Source organism: Nonomuraea sp. NPDC003754 (assembly GCF_053605785.1).
Genome location: NZ_JBSGJX010000063.1, coordinates 24,808 through 31,951, shown reverse-complemented (window position 1 = coordinate 31,951; position 7,144 = coordinate 24,808). Strand labels below are relative to the sequence as shown.

At 74.8% G+C, this 7,144-nt stretch carries 6 protein-coding genes; 4 read left to right on the top strand and 2 right to left on the bottom strand.

The annotated features are described in order from the left end of the window. The 4 genes from ACWEVS_RS42805 to ACWEVS_RS42790 all read left to right on the top strand — a co-directional run. Positions 1-193 (top strand): hypothetical protein (locus tag ACWEVS_RS42805; RefSeq protein WP_452556643.1); only part of this gene is annotated, 193 nt, incomplete at its 5' end. Then, positions 190-2,079 carry a High-affinity nickel-transporter gene (locus ACWEVS_RS42800; RefSeq protein WP_452556641.1) on the top strand — a complete coding sequence of 630 codons (1,890 nt, stop codon included), beginning with the start codon at positions 190-192 and terminating at the stop codon, positions 2,077-2,079. The genes ACWEVS_RS42805 and ACWEVS_RS42800, both read left to right, overlap by 4 nt. A 353-nt stretch (positions 2,080-2,432) precedes the next feature. Beyond that, a complete protein-coding gene (gene sigK, locus ACWEVS_RS42795) occupies positions 2,433-3,032 on the top strand; it encodes an ECF RNA polymerase sigma factor SigK (protein WP_449918735.1) in 600 nt (199 codons plus the stop codon). After that, positions 3,029-3,778, top strand: a complete 750-nt coding sequence (locus ACWEVS_RS42790; protein WP_452556639.1) for an anti-sigma factor — start codon at positions 3,029-3,031, stop codon at positions 3,776-3,778. Before sigK ends, ACWEVS_RS42790 begins: the two co-directional genes overlap by 4 nt. A 433-nt stretch (positions 3,779-4,211) precedes the next feature. Here the strand turns inward: ACWEVS_RS42790 and ACWEVS_RS42785 are convergent, their stop codons facing one another. Further along, positions 4,212-4,595 (bottom strand): hypothetical protein, encoded by a 384-nt coding sequence (locus ACWEVS_RS42785; RefSeq protein WP_452556637.1) that lies wholly within the window; start codon positions 4,593-4,595, stop codon positions 4,212-4,214. Positions 4,596-5,073: 478 nt separating this feature from the next. Continuing rightward, positions 5,074-7,131: a sensor histidine kinase gene (locus ACWEVS_RS42780; RefSeq protein WP_452556635.1), complete on the bottom strand. Its 2,058-nt coding sequence runs from the start codon at positions 7,129-7,131 to the stop codon at positions 5,074-5,076. Positions 7,132-7,144 lie beyond the last annotated feature (13 nt).

Sequence of the window (7,144 nt, the reverse complement as noted above, 5' to 3'; positions counted from 1 at the left end):
GATCGTCAGCGTGGAGTTGTCGGGCCCCCCGCCGGTCAGCACCAACGGCTCGTCGACCCTCGTGCTCAGGCACCGGGCGGCCATCGAGCGCGCCCTCGGCGACACCGCGGCCGCCACCCGCAGCACGGCCAGGGCCGAGGCGGCCAACCCCAGGTTCGTGGCCGAGCTTCCCGCCCTGGCGAGGTTCTCGTGAACGGCCGGCCGTACCGCAGGGCGACGGAGTCTCTCGCGATCGCGACCGCGCTGATGGCGGCGGCCCCCCTACCCGCCACCGCCGCGACCACGGGAAACGTCAGGATCACGCAGACCGCGCATCCGCTCGGGAACTTCACGGTCAACCACTACGACGGCCTGAGGGTCCTGCCCGACCGGATCGAGAACCTCGCTATCGTGGACCGCGCCGAGCTGCCGACCCTGCAGGCCCGGCCGTCGGTGGACACCGACGGCGACGGCCGCGTGTCCGCACCGGAACGGGCCGCGCACGCCGCGGCCGAGTGCGCCGCGCTGGCCACGGCCCAGCGGCTCACCGTCAACGGCACGGCCAGGCCGTGGCGCGTCGACACGGCCGACCTCGGTTACACGCCCGGTCAGGGCGGCCTGCCCACCAGCCGCCTCACCTGCCGGCTGCGGGCGGACGGCGAGCCGGGAACCATCGGGTTCGCCAACGGGTTCCTCACCGACCGCATCGGCTGGCGTGAGATCACCGCCGTGGCCGAGGGCGTACGGCTGGCCCGCTCGACGGTGCCCGCCACCAGCGTCAGCCAGGAGCTGCGCCGCTACCCCGACGACCTGCTGTCCAGCCCGCTCGACCAGCGCACGGCCGCACTGACCGTCGTCCGAAGCGCGGGAGCGGGACCGGCGGCCGCACCGGCGCTGCCCGGCGTCCTGCCCGCCGGCGGCCCGATCGGCGACGCGCTGGCCGCGCTCGACCGCACCTTCACCGGACTGGTCGGCGCGACCTCGCTCACGGTGCCGCTCGGCATCCTCGCGGTGCTCCTGGCCGCCGTCCTCGGGGCGGGGCACGCGCTGATCCCCGGCCACGGGAAGACCGTCATGGCCGCCTACCTGGCGGGCCGCAGGGGACGGCCGCAGGACGCGTTCGTCGTCGGGGCGACGGTGACCGTGACGCACACCGCGGGGGTGCTGGCGGTGGGGTTGCTGCTGACGGTCTTCTCGGGGCTGGCGGGCGAGTCGGTCCTGTCCTGGCTGGGTACGGCCGGCGGCCTGCTGATCACCGCCATCGGCGCCGGGCTGGCCCGATCCGCCTGGCGATCGTTCCGCACAGGCACGCCTCCGACACCCTTCCACGGCCACGGCCACGAACACGGGCACCGGCACGGGCACGAACACGGGCACCGGCACGGGGACGGACATGGGCACGGGCACCGGCACGGGCACGGGCACGGGGACGGGCACGGGGACGGGCACGGGGACGGGCACGGCCACGGCCACGGCCACGGCCACGGCCACGGCCACGGCCACGGCCACGGCCACGGGCACGGGGACGGCCACGGCCACGGCCACGGGCACGGGGACGGCCACGGGCACGGGCACGGGGACGGCCACGGGCATAGCCCGCAACGGACGCTCCTCCCGGGAGACGGGACCAGCCCACGAGGGACCGCCCTTCTCGACCAGACGATCCCCGCGAACGAGGCGATCCGGGAAGAAGGAGCAATCGGCCAGGAAGGGATGACCCGGCTGGAGGATGCGACCCACCCGGCGGTCCGGAAGGCTCCGGTCCCGCCGTCTCCCGGGCGGCGTGGGCTGATCGGGCTGGGTGTCGCGGGCGGCCTGGTCCCGAGTCCGTCCGCCCTGGTCGTGCTGCTGGGCGCGATCGCGCTGGGCCGTACCTGGTTCGGCGTCGCCCTCGTCCTCGCCTACGGGGTCGGCATGGCCGCCACCCTCACCGCCGCCGGCCTGCTCCTCGTCACGCTGGCCGCCCGCCTCGACCGCCTCGCGCGGGCGGGCCGTGCCCTGCCGGCGCGGCTGTCGGCCCTCGCCCCCGGGGGTACTGCGCTGCTGGTGGTCGTGCTCGGCCTGGGCCTGACGGTGCGCAGCCTCGGCGGCGTCATCTGACACCCCGGACCGGCGCCCCGAACACGGAAGGACACCCCGGTTGACACGGCATCAAGAGACGCGGCATCAACAGACGCGACGCCAACAGACGCGGCATCGACAGACGCGACGCCAACAGATGCGACGCCGACAGATGCGGCGCCGACAGACGCGGCGCACGCGGCGCCGACAGACACGGCATCGACAAACGAGGACCTGCAGACTGGGCGACAGAGGTGGCATCGGCAGACATGGCATTGACAGCCGCATGCGCTCGCTGGAGCGTGATGGGCGCGGGCCACCAACCAGGCCGCACCCGTCCACGAGCCGAGCGGCTCCGAATGACCGGTATGCGGATGGCGACGGGAGAGCACATGCGATCGGAGCCTGAGTCGCGGCCGGACCGGGACCGCTCGGGTGGCGGCCGAAGTCCCGGCCTCGAGGAGTTGCTGAGCCGGGTGGCCCGCGGCGATCGCGCCGCCTTCGAGCAGGTGTACGAGCTGGTGGCGGCACGGGTCTTCGGCATGGTGGTGCGCGTCCTGCGTGATCGCGCGCAGAGCGAGGAGGTCGCCCAGGAGGTGCTGGTGGAGGTGTGGCGCAACGCCGCCCGGTACGAACCCGCCCGGGGTTCGGCCATGGCCTGGATCATGACGATCGCCCATCGCCGCGCGATCGACAGGGTGCGCTCGGCCACCGCCGTCACCGAGCGGGAGGACCGGGTGGCGCGCATGGACGTCCACCGGCCCTTCGACGAGGTGGCCGAGTCGGTGGAGAACAACCTGGAGCGGGAACGGCTGCGCCGATGTCTGTCGGGGCTGACCGAGCTGCAACGCGAATCGGTGACGATCGCCTATTTCGGCGGATACTCCTATCGTGAGGTCGCCGAACTGCTCAAGGTGCCGCTCGGCACCGTCAAGGCCCGCATGCGCGACGGCCTCATCCGGCTGCGCGATTGCCTGGGAGTGGAGCGATGAACGGCGGGCAGGACGTGCACATGCTGGCCGGCGCCTACGCGCTGGACGCCATCGACGACGAGCTGGAGCGCAGACGCTTCGAGGCGCACCTGGACGGCTGCGCCGACTGCGCGCACGAGGTGCGGGGCCTGGCCGAGACGACCGCCAGGCTCGGTCAGGCCACGGCCGCCACGCCGCCGCCCGAGCTGAAGAGCCGCGTCATGGCCGAGATCGGACAGGTCAGGCAGCTGCCGCCGGTCGTGGAGCGGCCGGGGTCGCGTCACAGGTTCGTCAGGGAACGGACGGGCGCGCGTGTCGCGAAGGTCGTCGCCGCCGCCGGGGTGGCCGCCGCCGTCGCGCTGGGCGCGCTGGCCTACCAGGCCAGAACCGAGCTGGACCAGATGCGGACGACCGCCAGGCAGGTGGAGGCGGTGCTCGCAGCTCCGGACGCCCGCCGGGTCAACGCCGCGGAGGGGCAGGGTGTGGCCGGCACCGTCGTCCTGTCCCGGTCGGCGGGCCGGATGGTGTTCCTGGCCTCGGGGCTGGCGCCGCTGCCCGAGGACAAGACCTACCAGCTCTGGCAGCTGTCGCCCGGACAGGCGCATCCGGCCGGGCTGCTGCGGCCCGACGACAGCGGCTACACGGCGCCGGCGCTGGCCGTACCGGTGAAGGGCGCCACCTCGGTGGGGCTGACCGTCGAACCCGCGGGCGGCTCGGCCGCGCCGACCACGACACCGCTGCTGGTGATGGACATCCCCGCCGCCTGACCCTTCCCGCGCCGCACCCCACCGCCGACGGCCCCGGCCTGGACCGCCGCGGCACACCGTTGAGATCGGCATGCCCCTGAGACCGGCGTGGCCCACCGCGCGAGACGGCCCCGGCCAGTCGCGGCGCGCGCCTGAGCCCGAGGCCGGTCGGACGGGGCCGGTCAGGACAAGCGCGACGCGGGCGCGGGCCCGGGGCCGGCCAGGACAAGCGCGACGCGGAACTGAGCCTGGGGCCGTCCAACTGGCGCGACGCGGACCCGGGGCCGGTCGGACGGGGCCGGTCCGGACGGCGGCGCGGGGTGGTCAGGGGGTCGTGGCCGGGTCAGCCCAGGGCGACGGGCGGCACCATGGTGTGGATCTCCGACACCAGGAACAGCCGCTTCCCGCCGAACCTGAACAGCGCCGTGCGGGCCAGCACGATGAGGCCGCGGGATTAGGCGGGCCCCATCGCCCCGCCCGACCCGTCGGCGAGCTTCAGTCGGTACGGCTGGAGCGGGTCCTCATGTGTTCCGACGCGCATGACGATGGCGGTCCAGCGCGGCTCACCGGTGGCGGCGGCGCGGGCGATCACGCCCGTGGCGTCCGTGCGGACGAACAGGTCGCCCGCGATCCACGAGCCGAACGACCCCGCGTGGCCGGTGCGCTCGGTGATCACGGCGGCCGCCGTCCGTGCGACCTTGCCGGTCAGCTCGGGGTTCTCGCGGGGGGAGGCGTGGGCCGTACGGCCGGCGCGCGGTTCCCCGGTGGCCGGGGCGCCATCCGCCCGGCCCCAGGGGCGGGTCAGGACCACGACGGCTCCGGCCGCCAGGACGGCCACGAGCACGACCCCCGCCAGGACGGGAGTCAGCCAGGCCCGGCGGGCCGGTCGCGACGGGTCCGGGGCAGAAAAGGACGAGCCCCCGTGCGGGGCTTGCCCATACTGCGGCGCCCTCACATGCGGCGGCGCCGGGTGCTGCGGCCTGGGATGCGGCGGCCCCGGCTGCGAGGGCGCCGGGTACGGCGGTTGCTCATACAGCGGCGTCCCCACCTGCGGAGACGCCGGGTACTGCGACCCGGGATGCTGCGGCCCCGGCTGCGGAGGCGCCGCGTGCTGCGGCCCCGGATGCGGCGGGCCGGGGTGTTGCGGGCCCAGGGGCGGCGGCCGGTGCATCCCCTGCCCCGCTGGCGACTGCTGGTAGGGACCGTGCCCCGGTGGCGGGTGATCGGGCCCATGCCCCGGCGGCGGACCATAGGGTCCCGGTCGTAACTGCTCCCCCTCATGCACAGCAGTCACTTTAGTGACCAGATCCGGAAAATCACTCCCTGTTGGACGTGACCCATCCCGGCGCCGCGCGGTCGCGTCCCGGCTCGGCGACCAGGGCCGCGGTCGGCAGGCGGGCCGCCACCAGGGTGCCGCCACCCGGCCGCGCGGTGACGGCGCAGGAGCCGCCGAGCTCCGCCGCGCGCTCGCGCATCGAGGACGTGCCGACGCCCGCGCGGCCGTCCGCCGGCAGGCCCACGCCGTCGTCCTCGACACTGATCCTGAGCTGCGCGGCGTCGCGGACCAGCGCGATCCTGACGTGGGCGGCCCGCGCGTGCCGCCGCACGTTCGTCACCGCCTCCTGGGCGATCCGGTAGGCGGCCACCTCGACGGCGGCGGGCAGGTCGCCGAGCTCACCGTCGACGACCAGCTCGACCGCCGTTCCGCTCTCGGCGGTGCCGGCCAGCGTCGCCTCCGCCAGTTCCTGTACGGCCCGCGCCAGCCCGAGGTCGTCGAGCGCCGGCGGGCGCAGGCCGTACACGAGGGTGCGGATGTCGCCCGTGACGGCCTCCATGCCGCTGTGGAGGTCCTTGAGCAGGTCGTCGGCGGTGCTGGGGGCGCGCTTGATGCTGAGGCGGGCGATGTTGATCGTCATGGCCATCGCGCCGAGCGTCTGCCCGAGACCGTCGTGCAGGTCGCGGCGCAGCCTGCGGCGTTCCTCCTCGCGGGCGGCCAGGATGCGCTCCCTGGAACGTTGCAGGTCGGCGGCCATGCGCGTGGCGTGGGCCACGTCGGCGACGTACGGCAGCAGCGTGGCGATGACCCGCTCGTCGTGCGCGGCGGCGAACCTGCGCGCGCCGGGGCGGCCGATGAGCAGGTTCCCGACGGGTTCGCCGTGCCAGACCAGGGAGATCTCGCGGGGCTCGGGGCCGATGTCGCCGCTCTCGACCGACAGGCCGCCGGTGACGCGGACGGCCGCGCCGTCCACCGCCAGGCCGTCCCGCACGACCTCGACCACCACGCCGAGCGCCTCGGCCGGGTCGGCGCGGCTGACCTCCTGGGTGAGCCGCTCGGCCAGCAGGCGGGGGTCGCCCACCGGGCCGTACATCAGCCGGTCCACCGCCCGCTGGAGGGCGCGGCGCATGGGCTGGAAGAACGCGCCGGCGAACAGGGCGGCGGCGAGCCCGGCGACCTGGTCGTATCCGGCGACGAGCAGGCTCGAGATGGCGCCCACGCCGAAGTAGACGCCGCTGACGGCGGCGATCAGGCCGGCGGCCACGAAGGCGCGGCTGATGACCGTGTCGATGCCGAACAGCCGGTAGCGCAGCACCGACGCCATCATCGCGACGGGGATCAGGCCGGTCCAGAAGACGGCGGGCGCCCAGTAGTCGTCGCCGAGCAGCAGGAACACGACGTAGATCGCGAAGGTGACGAGGGGCCAGGCGATCTGGCGGCGGGTGGCGGGGTCGCCCCTGTGGAAGCGCATGACCAGCGAGAGCATGGCCAGGACGACGCACACCTCCATCGCGACGTAGACCGCCACGTAGAGCTGGGCGTGGACCGGTGCGAGCGCCTCGATCTTCAGCGGGTTCGGGATGACCGCGGGCCGGTCGTACCCGGGCGGGGGCTTGGGGCGGACGACCAGCAGGAGGGCGAGCGTGGTGAACACGATCGTGCTCGCCACCACGTGCGCCCGCCATCGCGGCGAGGGCAGCCTGCCGTCCGGCGAGAGCAGCGGGACCAGGACGGCGAGGGTGCCGCCGCCGAACGCCCACACGAAGGTGTAGGCGATGCGGAGCAGGCCCGCCGTGTCCATCGCCCCGATGCTCGCCGCGTGGAACATCAGCGTCGCGGCCAGGACGCTCGCGCCGGCCAGGAAGCCGCCCGCGATCATCAGCCAGCCCACGATCAGGCGTGGCCGCCGCGCCACCAGGAAGGCGCCGACGAGGGGGAAGGTGATGCCGGCCGCGTGGTCGGGGGTGGCGGGAACGGACAGCTGCCATCCGGCGGGCAGCCGCAGCGCCATCAGGAACCCCACCACCACCATCGGCACGGACACGGCCGCGACACTCCACGCGATGACGCGCGCCCGCGCCGCTCCCCGTCCGTCCACCTGGGGATTATGT